At 59.9% G+C, this 23,657-nt stretch carries 12 protein-coding genes; 6 read left to right on the forward strand and 6 right to left on the reverse strand.

What is annotated here, in order from left to right:
* Positions 1 to 12: 12 nt before the first annotated feature.
* Positions 13 to 1,203, reverse strand: a complete 1,191-nt coding sequence (locus ACQE3E_RS14535) for a hypothetical protein (RefSeq protein ID WP_281020723.1) — start codon at positions 1,201 to 1,203, stop codon at positions 13 to 15.
* A 165-nt stretch (positions 1,204 to 1,368) separates the two neighbouring features.
* Between ACQE3E_RS14535 and ACQE3E_RS14540 the strand changes: the two genes are divergently transcribed.
* A complete protein-coding gene (locus ACQE3E_RS14540) occupies positions 1,369 to 4,074 on the forward strand; it encodes a cation-translocating P-type ATPase (protein WP_313729919.1) in 2,706 nt (901 codons plus the stop codon).
* 252 nt (positions 4,075 to 4,326) lie between these two features.
* Here ACQE3E_RS14540 and ACQE3E_RS14545 read toward each other — a convergent pair whose 3' ends face one another.
* The 4 genes from ACQE3E_RS14545 to ACQE3E_RS14560 form a co-directional block, all read right to left on the reverse strand.
* Entirely contained in the window at positions 4,327 to 7,431 is a 3,105-nt protein-coding gene (locus ACQE3E_RS14545; protein ID WP_313729918.1) for an efflux RND transporter permease subunit, read from the reverse strand.
* Between the two features lies 1 nt (position 7,432).
* A complete protein-coding gene (locus tag ACQE3E_RS14550) occupies positions 7,433 to 10,567 on the reverse strand; it encodes an MdtB/MuxB family multidrug efflux RND transporter permease subunit (RefSeq protein WP_313729917.1) in 3,135 nt (1,044 codons plus the stop codon).
* Between the two features lie 3 nt (positions 10,568 to 10,570).
* Positions 10,571 to 11,842 (reverse strand): MdtA/MuxA family multidrug efflux RND transporter periplasmic adaptor subunit, encoded by a 1,272-nt coding sequence (locus ACQE3E_RS14555; protein ID WP_313729916.1) that lies wholly within the window; start codon positions 11,840 to 11,842, stop codon positions 10,571 to 10,573.
* A gap of 1,782 nt (positions 11,843 to 13,624) precedes the next feature.
* Positions 13,625 to 13,975: a hypothetical protein gene (locus tag ACQE3E_RS14560; protein WP_168029599.1), complete on the reverse strand. Its 351-nt coding sequence runs from the start codon at positions 13,973 to 13,975 to the stop codon at positions 13,625 to 13,627.
* Positions 13,976 to 14,104: 129 nt separating this feature from the next.
* Here ACQE3E_RS14560 and ACQE3E_RS14565 point away from each other — a divergent pair, with 129 nt between their 5' ends.
* The gene (locus ACQE3E_RS14565; protein ID WP_427500702.1) at positions 14,105 to 15,427 is read left to right on the forward strand and encodes an alkaline phosphatase family protein; all 1,323 of its coding nucleotides are present in this window, start codon (positions 14,105 to 14,107) and stop codon (positions 15,425 to 15,427) included.
* A gap of 315 nt (positions 15,428 to 15,742) precedes the next feature.
* A complete protein-coding gene (locus ACQE3E_RS14570) occupies positions 15,743 to 18,028 on the forward strand; it encodes a hypothetical protein (protein WP_427500703.1) in 2,286 nt (761 codons plus the stop codon).
* Between the two features lie 33 nt (positions 18,029 to 18,061).
* On the opposite strand, the gene ppk2 is transcribed toward ACQE3E_RS14570, so the two are convergent.
* Complete coding sequence (ppk2, locus tag ACQE3E_RS14575; RefSeq protein ID WP_313729913.1) at positions 18,062 to 18,835, reverse strand: polyphosphate kinase 2; 774 nt, start codon at positions 18,833 to 18,835, stop codon at positions 18,062 to 18,064.
* A 402-nt stretch (positions 18,836 to 19,237) separates the two neighbouring features.
* Here ppk2 and ACQE3E_RS14580 point away from each other — a divergent pair, with 402 nt between their 5' ends.
* The 3 genes from ACQE3E_RS14580 (at position 19,238) to ACQE3E_RS14590 (ending at position 23,582) form a co-directional block, all read left to right on the forward strand.
* Complete coding sequence (locus ACQE3E_RS14580) at positions 19,238 to 20,623, forward strand: CmpA/NrtA family ABC transporter substrate-binding protein (RefSeq protein WP_313729912.1); 1,386 nt, start codon at positions 19,238 to 19,240, stop codon at positions 20,621 to 20,623.
* A gap of 183 nt (positions 20,624 to 20,806) precedes the next feature.
* Positions 20,807 to 21,820 (forward strand): ABC transporter permease, encoded by a 1,014-nt coding sequence (locus ACQE3E_RS14585; protein WP_168029609.1) that lies wholly within the window; start codon positions 20,807 to 20,809, stop codon positions 21,818 to 21,820.
* Positions 21,821 to 21,830: 10 nt separating this feature from the next.
* A complete protein-coding gene (locus ACQE3E_RS14590) occupies positions 21,831 to 23,582 on the forward strand; it encodes an ABC transporter ATP-binding protein (RefSeq protein WP_064028686.1) in 1,752 nt (583 codons plus the stop codon).
* Positions 23,583 to 23,657 lie beyond the last annotated feature (75 nt).

Here is a 23,657-nt window from a genome sequence, read left to right on the forward strand (position 1 = left end):
AAAGGCTTCCCCTTATTTGGAAATCGTGATGACGGGAGCCCCGGATTGGGCGAACTGGGTCATCGTCATTTGAAAAATCTGACAGAGCAGCCGAAAGCCTTCCCGGTTCCATTGATAGCCGGTTTCAGGGCGAAGCGAATAGTAACGGTCGCCCAAGCGCACGCTCAGATCGTCGTCGGGCTCGTCGCCCACCGTCAAGGCCAGCGTCTCCGCCGGATTTTCGCGAACTTCCGGCGTGGCCGGATGGCGGGCCACCGAATATTCGGGCATATCGCCCAAGGTTTGGCCGACGAAATTCAATACGTTGTGAAAACTGCGCAAGCGGAACACGCCGTGCAACGGCCACTCGCCACCCGGAAATCCGGGACGAATATCGACACTGACATCGTTGTCGGCGCCCTGCTCGGCTTCCTGCTGCAAACGCATCCGTTCCTCGTTGCTTAAGGTAGCCGGATCGTAATTGGTCAGCACGATCCGGCCGACCTCGCGCTTGGTCAATGTCAGTTGTTTACGCGCCGGATCGAAAGTCACTTGGTAGTTTTTTTCGAGCGCCGCCAGTTGTTCGGCCGGCAACGCATCGGCCGGCAAAGTCCAACTACGTTCGAACAACAACGGCTCGACGAACAAGCGATGACGGTCCTGAATCGACGATAAATGCAACACGGCCTGGCGAAATACCCGATAACCATCGGCGTCCGCAGGCAAGTTGCGATGGATGCCGGCTTGATCTCCGCCGGACAAGCGCAGCTCGCCGGCCAACAGGCGCAGTAACAAATCCACGTCCACGCCTTGCCTGAGCAACATCGTCAGCTTGCTTTCCTGAAACGGCGTCAACAAGCGGCGGGTGAATTCCTCGCCTTCGATCGGTACGATGCTAATGGTCGGATTCTCGGACAGGCTGCCGCCGAACACCGGCGTCAACAGAGAGCCGGTCGGTCCGGTCAGCGCAGGCGTGGCGCCGGCATTAAGCTGGAAATTGAAGGTGGCGGCGATATTGGATACGCCGGTGAAATGCAGCGGTTGGTGTTGATGGGCGCGGGCGATGTTTAGCAGCAACTGCTTCGCCAACACGTCGTTAGTTGCCTTATCGTACTCGATGACGGCCCTGTCCAGGGCCGGCGGCGAAACGCATCCCGCCAAGCTCAACGCCAACCCCGCCGCCAACGCCCTGCGCCCGCCGGTCATCCCGTAGCCGCTCCACATGTTTGCTTCCTCAAAACGTCATCCTACCGCGAACTCGCACTCTCAGACCGTTCATTTTATCAGCAATGCCCGATCCCGAGCAGCGTCGTCGCCGACATTTACCATCCGGAATCACTCGGCCACCGCTAAACTAAACGACACGCTAGCCGACCGCACGAAGCTACCATGAAAATTCACCACCTAACGCCCGAGGAAGCCCTCGACAGTCTCGGTTCGGGCCCCAACGGCCTAGCCGATACGACAATTGAAGGCCGCTTGCGCGAGTTTGGTTTCAACCGTCTCGAAGAAACCCGAAAAAAATCGCAGTGGCTGTTGTTTGCAGGGGAGTTTTTACACTTCTTCGCGCTGATACTCTGGCTGGCGGCCGGTCTGGCCTTCTTCGCCGAGTCCCAACAACCCGGCGAAGGCATGGCGACGCTGGGTTACGCAATATTGGGCGTGATCGCGATCAACGGCTGCTTCTCGTTTTGGCAGCGCGTCCAGGCCGAGCAGGCCATTGCCGCGCTACGCAAATTATTGCCGAACCAGGTCAAGGTAGTCCGCGACGGCGCGCTGTGCCGAATTCTCGCGGACGAACTGGTGCCCGGCGACGTGCTGGTCTTGCAGGAGGGCGACAACGTCCCGGCCGATTGCCGACTGCTGGAGGCTTTCAACCTGCGGGTGAATAACTCGACCATCACCGGCGAATCCCTACCCAAGGGCCGCGACGCTCTACCGTCGGCGGCCGAAGACCTGGCGCAAAGCCGTAACATTCTGCTGGCCGGCACATCGGTGGTCTCCGGCGAGGCCAAGGCCGTGGTGTTCGCCACCGGCATGCACACCGAATTCGGCAAAATCGCCCACACACTGAAAACCACGATCAAGGGCCAATCGCCGTTGCAACGCCAGATCGCTCGGCTGAGCCGCTTCGTCGCGCTACTGGCGCTGTTGCTGGGCGCGGCATTTTTTCTGATCGGCCAGGCCATCGGCCTGAGCTTCTGGGAAAATTTCATGTTCGCGATCGGCATCATCGTCGCCAACGTACCGGAAGGCCTACTGCCGACCGTGACACTGGCCTTGGCAATGGCCACCCAGCGCATGGCCAAGCGCAACGCCTTGATCCGCAATTTGCCGTCTGTGGAAACCCTGGGCTCGACCACGGTCATCTGCACCGATAAAACCGGCACGCTGACCCAGAACCGAATGGCGGTCAAACAACTATTTCTGGACAATCGCCACTGTCGGCCGGACGAATTGGGCCGCGACAGCCTGCGACACCATGCCGAGTTCCTGGCCTGCGCGGCCCTATGTCACGATCTGAAACGCGTCGAAGGCCAGCACTTGCTCGGCGACCCGATGGAAGTGGCGCTGGTCAATTTGGCTCACGACCAAGGCATGCGCGTGGCCTATCCCAAAATCGGCGAAGTGCCGTTCGACACCGACCGCAAGCGCATGTCCACGCTGCATGATACCCCGGCCGGCAAGCGGCTGTATTGCAAGGGCGCGCTGGAAATGGTGCTACCGCTGTGCTCGCAAATCGCCGTCGCCGATCAGATTCTGCCGCTGGACGACGCCGGCCGCCGCACACTCCAGGACGCCTTGCAGACCATGGCCGATCAAGGCTTGCGGGTACTGGCCCTAGCCCACCGCCCACTGACCGACAGCGCTGGCGCCGACCCTGAAGCGGCGATGATCTTCAGCGGCCTGGTCGGCCTGGAAGATCCGCCGCGCCCGGAAGTCGCCGACGCCATAACCCAATGCCGGATCGCCGGGATCAAAGTCATCATGGTCACCGGCGACCATCCGCACACGGCGGTCGCGATCGCCCGCCAAATCGGTCTGGTGCAATCCGACCATCCCAAGGTCATCACCGGCGACCGGCTGAAAAAACTCACGCCCAGCCAATTGCAATTGGCCTTGGATGCGCCGGAAATTGTGTTCGCCAGGGTAGGCGCCGATCAGAAAATGCACATCGTCGAAGCGTTGCAGCGGAAGCGGCAAGTGGTCGCGGTGACCGGTGACGGCGTCAACGACGCGCCGGCCTTGAAGAAGGCCGACATCGGCATCGCGATGGGCCTGGCGGGCACCGACGTCGCCAAGGAGGCCGCCGACATGATTTTGCTGGACGACAATTTCGCCAGCATCGTCGCCGCGATCGAAGAAGGCCGCGCGGTGTTCGACAACATTCGCAAATTCTTGACCTACATCCTAACCTCCAACGTCCCGGAAGTGATTCCCTACCTGGCCTTCGTGCTGTTCAAGATTCCGCTGCCGTTGACCATCCTGCAAATTCTGGCGGTCGATCTGGGCACCGACATGCTGCCGGCCTTGGGGCTGGGCGTCGAGAAACCCGATGCGGCGGCAATGCGCAAGCCTCCGCGCTCGAGCCAGGAGTCATTGATCGACTGGCGCCTGCTGGCCCGAGCTTACGGATTTCTCGGCTTGCTGGAAGCCGCGGCGGCAATGGCGGCGTTTTTCTTCGTGCTGAACGCTGCCGGCTGGGACTACGGCGCCAGCCTGCCGCGCCACGATCCGCTGTACCTGCGGGCCACGACCGCCTGCCTGACCGCGATCATTGTGATGCAAATCGCCAACGTGTTTCTGTGCAAGCAACGCCAGCGCGGCCTGCTGGCCACGCCCCTGCTGGACAACCGGCTAATACTGGCCGGCGTCGGCGCGGAGATTGCGCTGATCCTCGCCATCGTCTACACGCCGTGGGGCAATCTGTTGTTCGGCACCGCGCCGCTCGGCCACGAAGTCTGGCTGTTCACGCTGCCGTTCGCGCTGGGCCTGCTAATCTGCGAAGAATTGCGTAAATGGCTGGTGCGCCGCTTCGCGCCGTTTCCGCGTCACGTTAAATCGCCTGTGCTCCGCCGAAGCCGGCGGTGTTAATTCGACGTTGACGGCCTCATGCGCACCCTTTCCCTGGCGGTTCGGCATGCAACTCGGCGAAACGATCTAAATGCGTTCCATCAAGGCGCCGCGACTCTCCTCCGAGCAGAGGCGGGTGGCGGCGCCGGGCCGATTTAGCTTGGTCGGAGCGGCCGGCCGGGACAAAACGCTGGAAATGCCCGGCTATCGGCATGATCTTGATCCCTGAGTCGCGCGCAGGCGACCAGGTCAAGTCACGCGGCCCCGTGTGCGTCAGGCTGGCAATGGCGTTGTGCCGAGCCGTAGCATCCGGAGCCGAAACCGATCCAGATATAAATAAACCACCGGCGTCGTGTATAAGGTCAATAGTTGGCTGAATATCAGGCCGCCGACGATAGCGATGCCCAGCGGCTGGCGCAGTTCCGCGCCGTAACCGCTACCTAAGACCAAGGGCAACGCGCCGAACAGCGCGGCCAACGTCGTCATCAGGATCGGTCTGAAGCGTAGCATGCACGCTTGAAAGATCGCTTCCCGCGAATCCAGGCCGCGCTCGCGCTCGGCCAGCAGCGCAAAATCAATCATCATGATCGCGTTTTTCTTGACGATGCCGATCAACAAAATCACGCCGATCAGCGCAACGATGCTGAACTCCTTACCGCAAACCATCAGAGCCAACAACGCGCCGACGCCGGCCGACGGCAGCGTGGACAGTATAGTCAACGGATGCACCAGGCTTTCGTAAAGCACACCGAGCACAATGTAAATGCTGATCAGCGCCGCCAAAATGAGCCAGGGTTGATTGCGCAACGCGTCCTGAAAGGCTTTGCCGGAACCTTGAAAACTGCCGGTAACGGCCGCCGGCAAGCCGATGTCGCGTAAGGCGTGATCGATCGCCGCGCTGGCTCCGGACATTGCCACGCCGGGTTTTAGATTGAACGACAGATCGCTGACCGCGAACTGGCCTTGATGGCGTACCGACAGCGGCGCGTTGCTCGGCGCGAAACTGGCTAGCGCCGACAGCGGCACTTGGCGCGGCCGACCGGTGCCGGCAATGCCGCTCTGGGCCGGCGCGCTGATATACAGTTGTTTCAGACTGTCCGTCGATTGCCAATATTGCGGCGCCAATTCCATGATCACCCGGTATTGGTTGAGCGGATTGTAAATCACCGACACTTGCCGCTGACCGAAGGCGCTGTTCAAGCTGTTGTCGATCAGGGCCTGGCTGACGCCGTAACGCGCGGCCAGATCGCGGTTGACGGTCAAGCCGATTTGCTCGCCCTTGTCCTGCTGACTGCTGTTGACATCGGTCAGTTCGGGCAAGCGGGCCAAGGCGGCCTGGACCTTGGGCGTCCATTCTTTCAACAAGGCCAGATCGTCGGCTTGCAAGGTATAGTCGATTAAACCGAAGGACATCCGCCCGCCGATGCGCAGCTCCTGGGCCGGAAACATATGCAAATTGGCGCCGGGGATTCGGCCGGCCGCCTTGCGCAATCGGTCCATCACGATCTCGATAGCTTCGCGCTCCCCGTGCGGCTTCAACGTGATAAACACCCGCGCGCTATTGCTGCTTTGCGAACTACCGGCAAAGCCGGCGACATTGGTGACCGCGGGGTCTTTCAGCAAAATCTCGGAGATTTGCCCAAACTGCTTTTGCAGCGTTTGAAACGAGGTGTTTTGGTCGGTTTGTATCTCGCCCAACAAACGGCCGCCGTCCTGGGTAGGGAAAAAACCTTTGTCGATGGCGCCGTATAAATAAAAATTCAAGCCTATCGTCGCCAGCAACAGGCTCAGCATGATCCGACCATGACGCAAGGCCCAGCTTAGGCTGATGCGATAATTGTCCTGCACCCAATCGAAGGCCGCGCCGATACCGCGATAGATCGGTCCGTGTTCCGTTGGCTCCTTGCCCAGCCAGCGCGCGCACAACATCGGCGTGGTGGTCAACGAGATCAGCAGCGAAACCAGCACCGCGGCCGATAAAGTCACCGCGAATTCACGAAACAGCCGGCCCGGCACGCCGCCCATCAATAGAATCGGCAGAAACACCGCGACCAGCGACACGCTCATCGCCAACACCGTGAAGCTCACTTCCTTGGCGGCCAGCAGCGCGGCCTTGAACGGTGCGATGCCGGCCTCGATATGCCGGTTGGTGTTTTCGACCACCACAATCGCATCGTCCACGACAAAGCCGGTGGCGATGGTCAAGGCCATCAAGGTCAAGTTGTTGACGCTAAAACCGCAGAAGTACATCACCGCGCAGGAACCCAGCAGCGAAGCCGGTACCGCGACGATCGGCACCGCCGCCGAACGCGGATTACGCAGAAATACCAGCACCACCAAAATCACCAGGACCACCGCGACGAACAAGCCATGCTCGACTTCCCGGATAGACGCCCGAATCGACAACGATCTATCCACCACCACCGACAGTTCGATATTGCTGGGCAAAGCGGCCTTGAGTTGCGGCAACACCGCCAGCACTTGATCGACGGTTTGGATCACATTGGCCAAGGGTTGTTTGCGGATGATCAGCAACACCGAGGGTTTGCCGTTTTTCAGGCCGACATTGCGCAAATCCTCGACCGAATCGACCGCTTCGCCCAGGTCGGCGATGCGCACTGGCGCGCCGTTACGGTAAGCAACGATCAGCGGCAGATATTCGGCGGCGGCGCGGGCCTGATCGTTAGCCTGGATTTGCCAGCGGGTGTCTGCACTTTCCAACACGCCCTTGGGCCGGGTGATGTTGGTTTGGGCGATGGTGTTGCGCACGTCGTCCAAACCGATGCCGTATTTGCTCAAGGCATTGGGATTCAGTTCCACCCGCACCGCCGGTAGGGTCGCGCCGCCGATTTGCACTTGGCCGATACCGGGAATTTGCGAAATTTTTTGCAGCAAAATCGTCGACGCGGAATCGTACATCTGGCCGCGCGTGAAGCTGTCCGAGGTCAGCGCCAGGATCAGAATCGGCGAATCGGACGGATTGTCGCGCCGATAACTGGGCCGGTTGGGCATGCCGCTGGGCAGCATGCTGGCGGCGGCGTTGATCGCGGCCTGCACGTCGCGGCAGGCGCCGTCGATGTCGCGGTTTAAATCAAACTGCAGCGTAATCGAAGTCGAGCCTTGCGAACTGTTGGAGGTCATTTCGGTGACGCCGGCGATGCGTCCTAACGCACGCTCCAGCGGCGTGGCGACCGTCGCGGCCATGGTTTCGGCGTTGGCGCCGGGCAATTGCGCCTGCACCGCAACGGTCGGAAAGTCCACCTGCGGCAGCGACGAAACCGGCAGATTCAAAAACGCTAAAACCCCGCACAGGCTGATGGCGACGGTCAGCAAGGTGGTGGCGACTGGGCGGCGGATGAATAGCGCGGACAGATTCATCTCAATGCAGGTCCTGTTCGACGGCGTCGCCGGACTCTACTCCTAGAGCGGTTTTGACCCGCCGCGCCAGCTTATCCATCGCCAGATAAATCACCGGGGTGGTGTATAAGGTCAGCAATTGGCTGAGCAGCAGGCCGCCGACCATCGTAATACCCAGCGGGTGGCGCAATTCCGAACCGACGCCGTTGCCCAGCATCAACGGCAAGGCACCCAGCAGCGCGGCCAGCGTGGTCATCAGAATCGGCCGGAAGCGCAGCAAGCAGGCTTGGTAAATCGCCTGGTCCGGCGGCAGCCCCTGATGGCGCTCGGCTTCCAGCGCAAAGTCGATCATCATGATGGCGTTTTTCTTGACGATGCCGATCAGCAAAATAATGCCGATGATGCCGATAATCCCCAGATCGCCGTCGGACAGCTGCAGGGCCAGCAAAGCGCCGACCCCGGCCGAGGGCAGCGTGGACAATATTGTCAGCGGATGAATGTAGCTTTCGTACAGCACGCCCAGCACGATGTACACGGTCACGATCGCCGCCAGGATCAGCCATAGCGTGTTATTCAGCGAAGCCTTGAAGGCCTGGGCGGCGCCTTGGTATTCGCTACGGATCGCCAGCGGCAATTCGATTTGGCTCTTGGCGGCTTCGACGGCGTTCACCGCATCGCCGAGCGCATAGCCCGACGCCAGATTGAACGATACCGTGGCGACCGGATACTGGTCGAGATGATTGATCGCCAACGTGGTGGGCCGCTCGGACAATTCGGCGATGGCCGACAGCGGCACTTGGCTGCCGTTGCTGGATGGTACCCGCAACTCGTTGAGGGCTTGCGGACTGGTTTGTTCGGCCGGATCGACTTCCAACACGACCCGGTATTGGTTCGCCTGGGTGAATATCGTCGAAACCAAGCGCTGGCCGTAAGCGCTGTACAGCGCATTGTCGATCGCGGCGGTGCTGACGCCCAACCGGCTGGCGGTGGCTCGGTCGATGTTGACGAACACCTGCCGGCCCTGGTCGAGTACGTCGCTGACCACATCGGCGAATTCCGGCCGACCTTGCAGCTGGTCTACCAATTTGCCAGTCCAGCGGTTCAAATCATCCAGATCGGCGCCTTCCAACGTAAATTGATATTGGGTGCGAGTGACGCGGTTTTCCATCGTCAAATCCTGCACCGGTTGCAAATACAATTGAATGCCGGGCAAATCGGCCAATCGGTCTTTCAGACGGGCGATAATTTCGCGGGCCGGCGGCCGTTGGTCGTGCGGTTTTAGATTAATCAAAAACCGGCCGCTGTTCGGGGTGGCGTTGATGCCGTCCACACCGATGAAAGACGACAAATTCTCGACCGCCGGGTCTTCCAGGATGCGTTGCGCCAGCTTCCGTTGTTGTTCGGCCAGGGCTTGAAACGACACGGTCTGCGGCGCTTCGGAAAATCCTTGAATGATGCCGGTGTCCTGACTGGGGAAAAAGCCTTTGGGTATCCAGACGTACAGCGCGGCGGTCAGGACCACGGTGGCGAAAAATACCAGCAAAGTCGCCGTTTGGCGTTGCATCACCCAGCTCAGGCTGCGCCCGTAGAGTTTAATCAGCCGCTCGAACCAGTCGTCGCTGATTTCATTTTGGTGTTGATGAACTGCGCCGGGCCGTAATAGCTTGGCGCACATCATCGGCGTCAGGGTCAACGACACCACGGCGGAAATTAAAATCGCCACCGCCAGCGTGATGGCGAATTCCCGAAACAGCCGGCCGACCACGTCGGACATAAACAGCAGCGGAATCAACACCGCGACCAGCGAGAAGGTCAGCGAAATAATCGTAAAGCCAATTTGCTCGGAGCCTTTCAATGCGGCTTTCAGAGGCGATTCGCCGCGCTCGATATAGCGCGAGATGTTTTCGATGACGACGATCGCATCGTCCACGACAAAGCCGGTGGCGATGGTCAGCGCCATCAAGGTCAGGTTGTTGATACTGAATTCGGCCAGATACATCGCCGCGAAGGTGCCCACCAGCGATAGCGGCACCGCGACGCCGGGGATGATGGTCGCCGGAATGTTGCGCAGGAACAGAAAAATCACCATCACCACCAGGGCCACGGCCAGCAGCAATTCGAATTGTACGTCGTGGACCGACGCGCGGATCGTCACGGTGCGGTCGGTCAGCGCGTCGACTTCGACGCCACTCGGCAGTGAGGCTTGCAGCTTGGGCAGCAAGGCCTGGATGCGGTCTACCACCTCGATCACGTTGGCGCCGGGCTGGCGCTGAATGTTGACGATGATCGCGGCCTTGTCGTTGGCCCAGGCCGCCAACCGGACATTCTCGGCGCCGTCGATCACGCTGGCGACATCGGTCAATTTCACCGGTGCACCGTTTTTGTAAGTCACCACCAGATCGCGGTACTCGGCGGCCGAGCGCAGCTGGTCGTTGCTGTCTATCGTTGCGGCGCGGGTTGGGCCGTTGATCGAGCCCTTGGGCTGGCTGACGTTGGCGGCGGCGATGGCGGTGCGTACGTCTTCCAGGCTGATGCCGTAGGCCGCCAGTGCTTTGTGGTTGGCCTGAATCCGCACCGCCGGCCTTTGCCCGCCGCTGATGCTGACCATGCCGACGCCGGGCAATTGGGCGATCTTCTGCGCCAGGCGGGTGTCTACCAGGTCTTCGACCTTGAACAAAGGCATGGATTCGGCGCTGACCGCCAAGGTCATGATCGGCGTGTCGGCTGGATTGACCTTGCTGTAGATCGGCGCTTGCGGCAGGTCGCTGGGCAGGAAATTGTTGGCGGCATTGATCGCGGCTTGCACGGTTTGCTCGGCCACGTCCAGGTCCAGACTCAGATTGAATTGCAGCGTGATGACCGAGGCGCCGCCGGAACTGGTCGAGGTCATTTGGGTCAGGCCCGGCATCTGGCCGAATTGCCGTTCCAGCGGCGCGGTGACGATCGCGGTCATCACTTCCGGACTGGCGCCGGGATACAACGTGGTGACCTGTATCGTCGGATAATCGACCTGCGGCAGCGCCGAGACCGGCAGCAGCCGGTAGGCCAACACGCCGACCAGCAACAGCGCCACCATCAGCAACGAGGTGGCGACCGGCCGCAGAATGAACAGTCGGGACGGATTGAAGCCCGCCTTGCCGGGATCGCTGAAACTCATGGCTTAACCGCGCCGCCGGCGTTGGCCGGATTCGCCGCCGGGCTGGGGCTGCAAATCCGGTTTAGCCGCCACCGCCTGACCGTCTTTTTCGGCGACATCGACTACTCCGCCGTCCTTGACCCGGTCGATGCCGGTGACGATCAAGGCTTCGCCCGGCGCAATCCGGTCCGCGATCGCGACCTTTTCGCCTTCGCTGGGCCCCGGTTCCACCCGGCGCAGATGGGCGATGTTTTCGGCATCGACCACGTAGACAAAGGCCCCCTGGCTGTCGTGCTGCAGCGCGGCGCTGGGGATTTGAGTGACGCCGCGCAAGGTGTCCAGATGCATGCGGATATTGACGAACTGGTTGGCGAACAGGGTTTGCTCGCGGTTGTCGAATTGGGCCTTCAATTTGAGGGTGCCGGTGGTCGGATCGATTTGATTGTCCAGTGCGATCAGTTTGCCGTCGGCCAGCTTGGTTTTCCCGGCGCGGTCGTAAGCTTCGATGCCAATCTCCCGGCCTTCGCGATAGCGCTTCACCACGTCCGGCAGCTTGTCTTCCGGCAAGGTAAACACCACGCTGATCGGTTGCAGTTGGGTAATCACCACCAAGCCGTTGGTGTCGCCGGCTCTGACGATGTTGCCTTGGTCCACTTGCCGCAAGCCGACCCGGCCGGAAATCGGCGCGGTCAGTTTGGCGTAACCGAGCTGCAGTTTGGCATTATCGACCAGGGCCTGGTCCATCTCGACATTGCCGCGATATTGTTTGACCTGCGCTTCTTGGGTAACGGTTTGTTGGGCGGCAATCGAATCCTGTTCCAGCAAGGTTTGATAGCGGGCCCGGTCCAGTTCGGCGTTTTGCAGCAAGGCCTGGTCGCGGGTCAACTGGCCCTGGGCTTGCTGCAATTGTACTTGAAACGGACGCGGGTCGATTTCGGCCAGCAGATCGCCGGCTTTAACCATTTGCCCTTCGCTGAAGTTCACTTTCACCAGTTCGCCGTCGACGCGCGATTTGACGGTGACGGTGCGTAGCGCGGTGACAGTGCCTAGCGCGTTTAAATACACCGGAAAATCGCCGCTACCGGCGGATTGGATGGCCACGACAGCCGGTGCGTCCGGCCGCTCGCCGAACGGCGGCCGGTTTTTGGAGCCGCGCTCGGCTTTAGTATCGGGCGCGGCCTGACCGAATTGCAGATAGACCAGAATACCGATCACGCAGAGGGTAGAAAGTGCGCCGCGCCAATACCAGCGAGAGCGGCGCCGGATAGAAGCATCGATGGGGGTTGGGTTAGTCATGCAAGGGATTCTATATGAGGATATAAGGTTGCCAAGGTATTGTCGTTATTAGGCGTGCGAAGCGGCCGCCGGTTCCGCCGAGAGTCGAAAAACGGTTGCATAGCAAGGCGAGCCGGCCGGGCTTTAAGCGGTATCGATTAATCGCTGGAACCTGGACACTGACGACGGCGTCGCGGCGGTTAGCCTGCTAACGGAGTTGAAGCCGCGGCTTGGCCATCGTTTGGTATTTCCCTTTGGCAAACATTGTTTCACGAACCTTAGGTCGACAGCGGCGATTTAGTTCCCGCCTCGGCCAGTGGCTTGGAGAGCCAACTCATATTGGGTTAGCAAAAGGTATGGCAGCGGCTTGCACGGCATGCCAGCAACAACTCTTCAGTTTGTGGGTGGCGAGGCAATACCGCTCGGCGAACTGGCTACAGTCCATCAATTCGCCGTCCCTGGCCGGGAAGTACCGCCCGGCTCGACCATCGGGCCGCGGGCGATCCGCACCCTGATGCTGGTATCGTAATTAAAGCTGTCAACCGCGACCGGAGGTCTAGACAAATCCGGCGCGGGTACCTGCACGAACTGAAACCAACAGCCGACACCGGAACATTCGATGCCTTTATCAGAGCGACACCGGCCGATTCGCTGGTCAGTTTAACCTTATCTTGGGATAAACCCGCGCGGCCGGCCAGAGCGGTACCGAGGCTGGCGGAGTTGAAGGAAATGCGCATGGTGACTCCTGGTCAGATGTCGGATGAATGGCGATGCCGATGCTCCGTCAAAGGGCAAAACTTATGCCATGCGCTGCAATGGCGTGCTATCCGGACGGAAAAACAGCGGTTGCTAGCGCGCCATGCGATGATCCCTGAATAATCCAACCCGGCGTCTTTGCTCGGTCGCGCTTTGAATCCGGAGTGTCGAACCTTGGTTTGACATTCTAAAATAGGCCGTGACGAGAATACGATCGGGACCTGGAGGTAACGCCGAACCCGGCCGTCGAATGTCGACGAATTGTTGCTGCAGGATCGGCGATTGCTGGACGACTGCTGTTTCGGCAACAACGCGGCGTGGTCCCAGTCGACTACTGTCACAGCAAGTCTTCCCCGATCACGACTACTTCACACCGGAATCAATCGACATGTTGGGCATCGCCCCAACCGTCATTGCCCCAGCGTTCTGTATTGGATCGATACTGTCTGGCTAGCCGTTCAGGAAAACGGCCTGCGTCAATTGCTTGGTGTGTGAGGCAATTGGTATATCTCAACAGGCCAGCCTGACGATCGAACCGCTCGTGGCCGACGAAATCCACCCAGTCGGTTCCGAACGCTCACGAACCGCGGCGGCGCGGACAACTTGGCCGCAATCGGCGCAGCGGCCTGCCGAATTGATGGGCGCCGGCGGTCGGGCCGACATCCGGACTGCCGAGTGTACGGCTTGTCTCTGGGCTGGCGCGGTGAAACGTTGGGCGCGCCTTATTTGCGCATGCCGACCTTTTGGGATTGCCGCATCGCTTTACCCAGCCGAGGACACCCACCCTGGCCATGCCCTACATCCGTCTAGCGGATTTGGGGGCGAGGAGAAACTTAAGCCACAAAGGAATTTAGGCGCCCAAACGACGTGGGTTGGGAAACACTTCTAAACGAACGCCCCTATAAAACACGAATAGCTTACGTCTCCCAGGCCCGGAATGCCGGTGTGACGAGTTAAGCGAGTGGGTATCGCAATCCGCCGGACAAAAAAACGGCCGCGGGCATGAAGCCCGCGGCCGTCGTAAAATACCTAAATATGTAGCTGAGATTAGCCTAACAAACCGCCAACGTTGATGCGCGTACCGTTGCCTTGAGCGGCGTAGAAAGCCGCCGGGTTGGCCGCGCTGGAGCTCACCAGATCCTCGGCGGCCCGGCGCGCTTCGGCGCTGGAATTCAGCGCCGGTTGCGCGTCGGTCTTCGATTGGTTTTGCGCCAAGCGCAACGAGGCTTGGGAAAAGCTCACGGTATCGCCAACGGCCTGATTGTCGCTATCGGAATCGCGATCCGGCGTCGTAACCGATTTGGGCTCCGCCGATTCGGCGCTTTTGGGTGCTTTAAGATCACGGGTTGCCTGAGTGGTCAGGGCGCTGGATTGCGAGTATTGGGTATTGATGTCCATGGGGGCCTCCAGATCTTTACGGAGCGAGGGCGTTGTGCCATCGTTGCGTCGAATTCTAATCCAATCCGCCGGCAATTGCCGAATTTAATCGTTTTCTTATTATTACGCCCCACATCCCGGAGTTCATTGATGAAATGTTTGCAGATCACTATGTTAGCGACCGGCGCGCTGCTGTCTACGGTGGCATCGTCCGCCGATTTATCGCGCATCGAGCACATCCTGGTGATCTATCTGGAAAATCGCAGTTTCGACAATGTGTTCGGCCTGTTCCCCGGCGCCGACGGCCTCAGCAACGCCCAATCGGCGCCGCCGCAAATCGACGAATTCGGTAGGCCCTACGGCACGCTGCCGCCGATTCGCAGCGACGGCAAAAACGACGAGCGCTTCCCGGCCGATCTCGCCAACGCCCCATTCGATATAGGCCGTTACATCAGCCCCAACCAACGTCACCCGGATCTGACTCACCGGTTTTTCATCCACCAGATGCAAATCAACGCCGGCCGTAACGACCGTTTCGCGCAATTATCGTCGGCCGGCGGACTGACCCAAGGCTACTACAATCTGGCCGGCACGGCGCTGTGGCAATATGCCAAGGAGTTCACGCTGGCCGACCATTTTTTCCAGGCGGCTTACGGCGGCTCGTTTTTAAATCATCAATGGCTGATCTGCGCCTGCACGCCGCGTTTCGAAAATGCGCCGGACGAGATGTTGCACTGGCAGGCAGACCCGGCCACCGGCAAGCCGGTCGGCGATCCCAGCGTCACCAGCGACGGCTACGCGGTCGGCACGATACAACCGTTTTTCCCACCGCACGACGACAAACACCCCGAACGGCGTCTGCCGATACAAACCGCGCCAACCATCGGCGATCGCCTGTCGGACAAGGGCGTGAGTTGGGCCTGGTATGCTGGCGGTTGGGACGACGCCGTGGCCGGCCGCGACCTTGGCGACAACTTTCAGTACCACCACCAACCCTTTATCTACTACGCCAACTACGCGCCGAACGGCGCCGGCCGCGCCGAGCATTTGCGCGACAAACAGCGCTTGTTCGCGGACCTGAAAACTGGCTTTCCGCAAGTCGCGTTTTACAAACCGGTCGGGCGCAGCAACCAACACCCCGGCTACTCCAGCATCCTGGAAGCCGACCGGGATGTTCGCGACGTGGTCGAAGCAATTCGCGCCAGCCCGATCTGGTCCTCCACCGCCATCGTCATCACCTACGACGAATACGGCGGTTTGTGGGATCACGTCGCCCCACCCGAGGGCGACCGTTGGGGACCCGGTACGCGGATTCCGGCCGTCGTGGTTTCGCCGTTCGCGAAAAAACACTACATCGACCACACCCGCTACGACACGACGGCCATCCTAAAGCTGATCGAAACCCGCTTCGGCCTGGCGCCGCTCGGCGAACGAGACGCCAACTCGGAAGGCTTGCTGGGCGCGTTCGAATGAATCGCCGGATTAATAGGCCCGAAGCAAAACTATCGCCGACCTCGTGCCGATCGCTCGTTGTCGCCCCCCTGGGTAGCCGCGGTCGCTTTACAGACGAACACGGCTTTTTATATGCGGCCGATATTTGCACTCCGTTTTCGAGTGGCTTAAGCTCTGCCGCGTCCAGCTGATTCAGGCTTGCCGCCAGTCCGGCGGCTCGCGGCTCGCCCCCGCCTGTCGATGTCAAGGTTCGGCCGTTTCCGGGACAGAGACGGCGAATTTCCGGTTTTCAGTTAGTATTTGCAATCGTACGCCACCAAGCAGGGAGACCCTCCGATGAATCAAGCCTATCCACGCCAACCCGCCGAAAAATGGCGTTTCGCCAAACTCGGCGGTTTCGACCAAGTGGAACTGAAGCGCGCCAGCGATTTACTGGCGCTGCCGGAACTCGATCAGAAATTGTGGGCGGCGCTGAGTTGTCCGACCCACGGTCTGTACTTCGACGAACGCACGTTACAACTGCTCGACAGCGACGGCGACGGCCGGATTCGGGTACCGGAGGTGCTGGCGGCGGTACGCTGGGTCGGCAAGGTCTTGAAAAACCCGGCCGATTTGCTGCAACAAAAAGCCAGCCTGCCGCTCGCGGCGATCAACGACCACGATGAGGACGGCAAGCAGCTGCTGGCTTGCGCCAAGGAAGTACTGAAAAATCTGGGCAAACCGCAAGCAAGCGAAATCACCGACGAAGATTTGGCCGACATGGCGAAAATCTTTGCCGAAACCCGTTTTAACGGCGACGGCATCGTCCCGGCCAAAGCCGCCGACGACGAAACCGGCCAAGCGGCTATTAGCGACATCATGGCCTGCCAAGGCGAGTTGATCGACCGTTGCGGCGAACCCGGCATCGACGCCGAAAAACTGACGCAATTCTTCGCGGACGCCCAGGTCTATTACGACTGGTGGCGGGAATGCGACCGGGAAGCCGCCCAGGTGCGCGGCAACATCGCCGATCCGGAATCGGCGGCAGCCTCGCTGGACAAAATCAAGGCCAAGATCGACGATTATTTCACCCGCTGCCGGCTGGCGGCCTTCGACGAACGCGCCGCCACGGCCCTGAATCCCAGCGACGCCCGCTACGAACAACTGGCCGGATTCGATCTGGCACCGGAGCTGGAAGCGGTGGCGCAACTGCCGTTGGCCACCATCGCGCCCAACCGCGATCTGCCGCTGGGCGGCGGGCTCAATCCGGCCTGGAGCGATGCGTTGGCGCAATTACGCGCCGACGTGCTGACGCCCTTACTCGGCACGCTGGAAAGTTTGAGCTACGCCCAATGGCGGGACGTACTCGGCCGGTTTGCCGACTACCGGGCCTGGCTGGCGCAAAAGCCGGCCAGCACGGCCGCCGGCCTGCCGATCGCCAGCGTCAAAACCTATCTGGAAAGCGGCACCCAAGCCAAGCTGGCGGCGTTGATCGAACAGGATCTGGCCCTGAAGGCCGAAGCCGACGCGATCGACGGCCTGAGCCGCTTGCTGCACTATCACCGCGACCTGTACCGGCTGCTGAACAACTTCGTCTCCTTCCGCGATTTTTACACCGCCGAGCCGCACGCGATCTTTCAGGCCGGTACCTTGTATCTGGACGGCCGGGCTTGCCGTCTGTGCGTTAAGGTCGACGACGTCGCCACCCACGGCAAACTGGCCGAACTGAGCAAGATATTTCTGGCGTACTGCGAATGCCGCCGCCAGGGCAGCAGCGAGAAACTGACGATTGCCGCCGCGTTCACCGACGGCGACAGCGACAATTTGCGGGTCGGCCGCAACGGCGTGTTTTACGACCGCGCCGGACAGGACTGGGACGCGACCGTCGTTAAGATTATCGAAAACCCGATCAGCATCCAGCAAGCCTTCTGGGCTCCCTATAAACGGGTGGCACGGATGATTAACGAACAATTGGAAAAAAGTGCCAGCGCCCGCGACAAGGCGGCCCACGAAGGCGCATTCAAGGGTATCAACGAAGCCGGCGCTCAGGCCGGCGAAGGCAAGGCGCCGGCCGCGACCGCTTTCGACGTCGGCAAGTTCGCCGGGATCTTCGCGGCCATCGGTCTGGCGATCGGCGCGATCGGCACCGCGCTGGCTTCGGTATTTAGCGGCTTTTTGGCCTTGCAATGGTGGCAAATGCCGTTGGTGATTGTCGGCATCATGATGGCGGTTTCCGGACCATCGATGTTCATCGCCTTTCTGAAACTGCGCCAACGCAATCTGGCGCCGTTGCTGGACGCCTGCGGCTGGGCGGTCAACGCCAAGGCCTACATCAACATTCCGTTCGGCCATTTGCTGACCGACGTCGCCAAACTACCCAAGGACGCCGAAACCCATCTGGCCGATCCGTTCGGCGAAAAACCCAGCCGCTGGCCCGCGCTGTTGTTGCTGCTCGCGTTGCTGGCCGGCGCCGGCTGGGCTTGGCGACAAGGCTATATCGGACCCGCTACCGCCCCGCCGACCGCTGACGAAACCCCGGCAACCGCACCGGCGCCGGCGAACGGGCCGATTGCACCGCCAGGGCCGGCAACCCCAACACCCGCGCCGGAAGCCGCGAAACCGGCCGCGAAACCCGCCAAGTAAAGGGCGGCAGGCGGCCGTCTCGGCGGTCGCCGGCTAAGGCGCGATCATGCCGTTATGCAAATAGCTTTCTTCGTAGTTGAAAACGACATTACCGTCCGGCAAGATCAACTCCTCGTCGCGACCCTTGTAATCCAGTCGCGACAATAAATCCTTGATAATGTTGACGCGCGCCGCCTGCTTGTCGTCGGCGCGCACCACGGTCCAAGGTGCCGATAAATGATGGGTCCGGGCGAACATGATGTTGCGCGCCTCGCTGTATTGGCGCCAATGCTTTTGGGCGGCTTTGTCGATCGGGCTGATCTTCCATTGTTTCAGCGGATCGTCCAGCCGCGCCTTCAGACGCTTTTTTTGCTCTTCCTTACTGATATCCAGATAGTACTTAAATAGCTTGATGCCGGAACGCACCAGCAATTGCTCATAATGCGCGACGGTTTCGATGAACTCGTGGTAATCGGCGTCGCTGCAAAATCCCATGACCCGTTCCACGCCGGCCCGGTTGTACCAACTGCGGTTGAACAGCACCATTTCTTGCGCGGCCGGCAGATGCTCGGTATAGCGCTGAAAATACCAGCTCCCCAGGTCGCGATCCGACGGTTTGCCCAAGGCCACCACTCGAGTCTCGCGCGGGCTCAGATGCTGAATGATGCGCTTGATGGTGCCGTCCTTGCCACCGGCGTCCCGGCCCTCGAACAGGATCAAAATCTTATCGCCGTGCTTGATGATATGGCTTTGCAGTTTGACCAGTTCTACCTGCAACTGCCGCAGCACGTCCTTGTAATTCGGTCGTTCGGATTTGTTTTTGCCCATGGCTGCATCCTCGAAAGTGAATTGGCTGACTACCAGTGTAGCGGTTTCGCGGCGGCGCGTGATCGCACCGCACCACAAGCGTGCAAAATGTCGTAAACCGTACCGATTGAGTGCAACTTTGATCTCACTTGGCCACACACCGACAAGCCACACCGACAACCGCGACCGACCGAACTCAAGTCATATTATTGATTTTTAATTAAATTATCGCAAAGCGACTCAGAAATATCGGTTTTGGCATCCGAATTGCTTTCGGGCTAACGTGGCTCCGCGATAGGAGCCGACTGAATTTAGGCTCGACGTAGAGCCGACAGACAAAGGCGTCTAACTCTCGTTTCGGTAACGAAACGGGGTAGACGCCTTTTTTTTGGCCTGACTTTTTCAAACCCACGGGAATCCGCCATGACTTATCGCACGACATTCGCTCCGAAATCTCTGATCGCGGCCTTGGCTACGCTGATCGCCGCCGGCCTGGCCGGTTCGGCCTGGGCGGCCGGCAAGCCGGAAAAAGAAGACTTGAAATTCGGCTTCATTAAACTGACCGACATGGCGCCGTTGGCCGTCGCCGCCGAGAAAGGCTTTTTCGAGGACGAAGGCCTGTTCGTGCAACTGGAAGCCCAAGCCAATTGGAAAGTGGTAATGGACCGGGTCGTCAACGGCGAACTGGACGGTTCGCACATGCTGGCGCCGGCGCCGCTGGCGGCCAGCATCGGCTTCGGCACCAAGGCCGACATCGTGACTGCCTTCAGCATGGGTTTTAACGGCAACGCCATCACCATTTCCAACGACATCTGGAAGCAAATGAAGCCCAACGTGCCGATGGACGGCGGCAAACCGGTTCACCCGATCAAAGCCGACGCGTTAAAACCGGTCGTGGACAAATACAAAACCGAAGGCAAGCCGTTCAACATGGCGATGACCTTCCCGGCCGGCTCGCACAATTTGAAACTACGCTACTGGCTGGCGGCCGGCGGCATCCATCCCGGTTACTACGCGCCGCCGCAGGATATTTCCGGTCAGGTCAACGCCGACGCACTGCTGTCGGTAACGCCGCCGCCGCAAATGCCGGCCACGCTGGAATCCGGCACCATCTTCGGCTATTGCGTCGGCGAACCATGGAATCAGCAAGCGGTATTCAAAGGGATTGGCGTGCCGGTGATCACCGACGAGGAACTGTGGAAAGACACGCCGGAAAAAGTCTTCGGCGTCACCAAGACCTGGGCCGATAAATACCCAAACACCTATCTGGCGGTGACCAAGGCGCTGATCCGCGCCTCGATCTGGCTGGACGCCGAGAACAACAAAAACCGCAAGGAAGCCATCGAAATGCTGTCGCAAAAACAATACGTCGGCGCCGACGTCGAGGTACTGGCGGCCAGCATGAACGGCAGCTTCGAGTACGAGAAAGGGGACAAGCGTTCGCTACCCGACTTCAACACCTTTTTCCGCCACGGCGCCAGCTATCCATCCTACGGCAGCGCGGTCTGGTATCTGACCCAATTGCGCCGCTGGGGCATGATCAACGAAGCCAAACCGGACAACTGGTATCTGGAAACCGCGAAAAATGTCTACCGCCCCGACATTTATCTGGCCGCGGCGAAGGAGCTCGTCGCCGAAGGCAAGGCCAAGGCCGAGGACTTTCCGGCCGACACCGCCATCAAGCCTTCGCAAAACTTCTTCATCGACAAAGTACCGTTCGACGCTAATAAGCCCAACGATTATTTGGCCAAGTTCGCGATCGGCTTGAAAGGCAAACAAACAGTTTCCGGCGGCAAGGTCGTCGACTAAGAACCTTTGGTGGGTGCTCAAAAGCAGGGACGCGATTTGATGCAGGGAGGCATCTTTTTTACCAACCGAAATTTTGCAGCAAGCGCAGGGTACGCACCGCGTACCTTGCCAACCGATCCGATTGTCAAGACCGAAAAAAGGTACGCGGTGCGTATCTACGACATCACATACAGAGGTATCCAGATGACTAACAAACTCATCAAATTCTTCAACATCACCGGCCTGACCTGGTTCGTGCCGCTGGTCAAAATAGCCGCCGGCGAAAACCCGGCTCAACAACTGCGGCAATTGTTCTTGGTGATGGGCGTGCCGATGATTGCCTTCGCGCTGTTCTTGGGGCTGTGGAGCGTGTCGGCGTCCGGTGTCAATACCAGCCTGGGCACGATTCCAGGTCCGGTCGCGGTGTGGGACGAAGTCGGCGGTCTGATAGCCGAACACACCGCCGAACAGACCAAGAAAGCCGAGTTCTACCAGCGCCAGGAACTGCGCAATAAGGAAAAACTGGCCGAAGACCCCAAGGCCGAGATTAAATCCCGGCCCTACACCGGTAAACCAACCTACCTCGACAAAATCCTGACCAGCTTGCGCACCGTGTTCGCCGGCTTCGTCATCGCGACCTTGATCGCGGTGCCGATCGGTATCCTGTGCGGCATGAGCCCGGTGCTCAATACCGCCTTCAATCCGTTGATCCAAATCTTCAAACCGGTATCACCGTTGGCCTGGCTACCGATCGTCACGCTGGTGGTCAGCGCCGCCTACGTGACGACCGACGACTCCTGGTTCGAGAAATCCTTCATCACCTCGGCGATTACCGTGACCTTGTGCTCGCTATGGCCGACGCTGATCAACACCGCCGTCGGCGTGTCGTCCATCGATCGCGACTTGGTCAACGTCGGCAAGGTATTGCGGCTGGACTGGATGACCCAGATCAAGCGCATCATTCTGCCGTCGGCCCTGCCCTTCATTTTCACCGGCATGCGCTTGTCGCTGGGCGTGGGCTGGATGGTGCTGATCGCCGCCGAAATGCTGGCGCAGAATCCGGGTCTGGGTAAGTTCGTTTGGGACGAGTTCCAAAACGGCAGTTCCAATTCGCTAAGCCGCATCATGGTGGCGGTGTTCACGATCGGCTTCATCGGCTTCGCGCTGGACCGCATCATGCACTCGTTGCAAAACCTATTCTCTTTCCAAAAAGTGTAAGGCCGCCGCCATGAATGCCCCCGCCAAAATCATCGAACTTTCCATGCAAAAAACCGCGACCAACCAACCCGCCAACGACGCGCGCGCGCCGCTGGTCGAATTGAAAAATGTCTGTAAATCCTACGGCGAGGGCCGGAGCAAGACCTCGATCCTGAAAGACATCAATCTGGACATACAAGAAGGCGAATTCATCGCCATCGTCGGCTTTTCCGGCAGCGGCAAAACCACGTTGGTGTCGCTGATCGCCGGCCTGATTCAGGCCGACGCCGGCGAGTTGCTGAAAAACGGCGCGGCGATCCGCGAACCCGGACCGGACCGGGGCGTGGTGTTTCAAAACTATTCGCTGATGCCGTGGCTGACCGTTTACGAAAACGTGGCGTTGGCCGTCGATGCGATCTTCAAGGACTGGACGCCGGCGCAACGCCGCGCCCACGCCGAAAAATACGTCAAGATGGTCAATCTGGGCCGAGCCATGGACAAGCGCCCGGCCGAACTGTCCGGCGGCATGCGCCAACGGGTCAATGTCGCCCGCGCCTTGGCAGCCAACCCCGATATTTTATTGCTGGACGAACCGCTCAGCGCGCTGGATGCGCTAACGCGCGGCAACTTGCAGGACGAGATTCTGCAAATCTGGGAGCAGGACAAGAAGACCGTCATTCTGATCACCAACGACGTCGACGAAGCCATCTACATGGCCGACCGGGTGATCCCGCTGAAACCCGGCCCTGACGCCACCTTCGGCCCGGATTTCGTCATCGATCTGGAACGGCCGCGCGATCGCGCCGCGTTGAACCACGATCCGGAGTTCAAACGTCTGCGTGCCGAAATCACCCGCTATCTGATGGACATCGGCCTGCAAAAAGCCCAAGCCGAAGTCGGCGACCGGGTCAAGCTGCCGGACGTGCGTCCGAACACCAGCAACGACTGGAAACTCGATACCTCGGCGCTCAAGCCCAGCCAAACCGATCTGGGTAAGGCCCGCTATCTGGAGTTCGCCAACCTGTCGAAAATCTATCCGACCCCGGACGGCAACAGCACCGTCAAGGTGGTCGACGGTTTTGACTTGCGGATGAAAAAAGGCGAGTTCGTGTCCATCATCGGCCATTCCGGTTGCGGTAAATCCACAGTGTTGTCGATGACCGCCGGCCTCAACGATATTTCCGAAGGCGGCATCATTCTGGATAACCGCGAAATCGACGGCGCCGGCCCGGATCGCGGCGTGGTGTTTCAGGCGCCGAGTTTGTTTCCGTGGCTGACCGCGTTCGACAACGTCATGCTCGGCGTCGATAAGGTTTATCCGCACGCCAGCCAGGACGAGCGCGACGACATCGTCGAATACTACTTAACCCGAGTGGGCCTGGCCGACTCGATGTTCAAGAAAGCCGCCGACCTGTCCAACGGCATGCGCCAACGAGTCGGCATTGCCAGGGCCTTCGCGCTGTCGCCGAAACTGCTGTTGCTCGACGAACCCTTCGGCATGCTGGATTCGCTGACCCGCTGGGAATTGCAGGAGGTGTTGATGGAAGTGTGGGAACGCACCCACGTCACCGCCATCGTCGTCACCCATGACGTCGACGAAGCGATTCTGCTGGCCGACCGGGTGGTGATGATGACCAATGGCCCGCACGCCAAGATCGGCAAGATACAAGACATCGATCTACCGCGGCCGCGCAGCCGCAAGGCGCTGCTGGAGCATCCGGACTACTACCGTTACCGGGAAAGCCTGCTGACCTTTCTGGCGGAGTGCGACCACACCCATTAGATATTGTTGGGTACGCATCCCGTACCTTTTCAAGCCATGAACAAACCGAATGCAACCAGGTACGCGCTGCGTACC

This window comes from Methylomonas sp. MED-D (assembly GCF_050276835.1).
In the GTDB taxonomy this organism is placed as follows: Bacteria; Pseudomonadota; Gammaproteobacteria; order Methylococcales; family Methylomonadaceae; genus Methylomonas; species Methylomonas koyamae_A.

Excerpts from the sequence above, each read along its gene's own strand:
- ACQE3E_RS14570 (WP_427500703.1), top strand. The coding sequence starts at position 15,743 with ATGAATCAAGCCTATCCACGCCAACCCGCCGAAAAATGGCGTTTCGCC.
- ACQE3E_RS14555 (WP_313729916.1), bottom strand. The coding sequence starts at position 11,842 with ATGACTAACCCAACCCCCATCGATGCTTCTATCCGGCGCCGCTCTCGC.
- ACQE3E_RS14565 (WP_427500702.1), top strand. The coding sequence starts at position 14,105 with ATGAAATGTTTGCAGATCACTATGTTAGCGACCGGCGCGCTGCTGTCT.
- ACQE3E_RS14590 (WP_064028686.1), top strand. The coding sequence starts at position 21,831 with ATGAATGCCCCCGCCAAAATCATCGAACTTTCCATGCAAAAAACCGCG.
- ACQE3E_RS14535 (WP_281020723.1), bottom strand. The coding sequence starts at position 1,203 with ATGTGGAGCGGCTACGGGATGACCGGCGGGCGCAGGGCGTTGGCGGCG.
- ACQE3E_RS14545 (WP_313729918.1), bottom strand. The coding sequence starts at position 7,431 with ATGAATCTGTCCGCGCTATTCATCCGCCGCCCAGTCGCCACCACCTTG.
- ACQE3E_RS14550 (WP_313729917.1), bottom strand. The coding sequence starts at position 10,567 with ATGAGTTTCAGCGATCCCGGCAAGGCGGGCTTCAATCCGTCCCGACTG.
- ppk2 (WP_313729913.1), bottom strand. The coding sequence starts at position 18,835 with ATGGGCAAAAACAAATCCGAACGACCGAATTACAAGGACGTGCTGCGG.
- ACQE3E_RS14540 (WP_313729919.1), top strand. The coding sequence starts at position 1,369 with ATGAAAATTCACCACCTAACGCCCGAGGAAGCCCTCGACAGTCTCGGT.
- ACQE3E_RS14560 (WP_168029599.1), bottom strand. The coding sequence starts at position 13,975 with ATGGACATCAATACCCAATACTCGCAATCCAGCGCCCTGACCACTCAG.
- ACQE3E_RS14580 (WP_313729912.1), top strand. The coding sequence starts at position 19,238 with ATGACTTATCGCACGACATTCGCTCCGAAATCTCTGATCGCGGCCTTG.
- ACQE3E_RS14585 (WP_168029609.1), top strand. The coding sequence starts at position 20,807 with ATGACTAACAAACTCATCAAATTCTTCAACATCACCGGCCTGACCTGG.